Annotated in this window: 1 protein-coding gene; it reads left to right on the plus strand. The window is 70.2% G+C overall.

The features are described from left to right. Window positions 1-513, plus strand: a 513-nt coding sequence (locus tag ACNFOC_RS55145) for a DEAD/DEAH box helicase (RefSeq protein ID WP_416966413.1), incomplete at both ends; no start/stop codon positions are given.

Raw genomic sequence — 513 nt, forward strand, 5'->3', positions numbered from 1 at the left:
CCTCAAGATCCACCGCCCCCACACCAAGGCGGACATCGCCGCGGCCCGCGACCGCCTCAAGTGGGACGAGGCCTTCGTCCTCCAGGTCGCCCTCGCCCGCCGCCGCCACGCGGACGCCCAACTCCCCGCCGTAGCCCGCAAACCGTCCCCCGACGGCCTCCTCACGGCCTTCGACGACCGCCTTCCGTTCACGCTTACGGACGGGCAGGTGAAGGTCTCCAAGGAGATCTTCGACGACCTGGCGACGGAGCATCCGATGCATCGGTTGTTGCAGGGGGAGGTGGGATCGGGGAAAACCATGGTGGCCCTCCGAGCCATGCTCGCCGTCGTCGACGCAGGCGGACAGGCCGCGATGCTCGCGCCCACCGAAGTGCTCGCGCAGCAGCATCACCGGTCGATCACCGTCGCTGCCGAAACGAGGCAGTCGCACGGCCGCGGCGGCTGCATGATGCCGAGCAGCTGCCGGACCAGTTCCTCGGTCGCGCGCCGATCGGCCGTCCCATCGGCCGGTAC

The organism is Streptomyces colwelliae (assembly GCF_048158785.1).
In the GTDB taxonomy this organism is placed as follows: Bacteria; Actinomycetota; Actinomycetes; order Streptomycetales; family Streptomycetaceae; genus Streptomyces.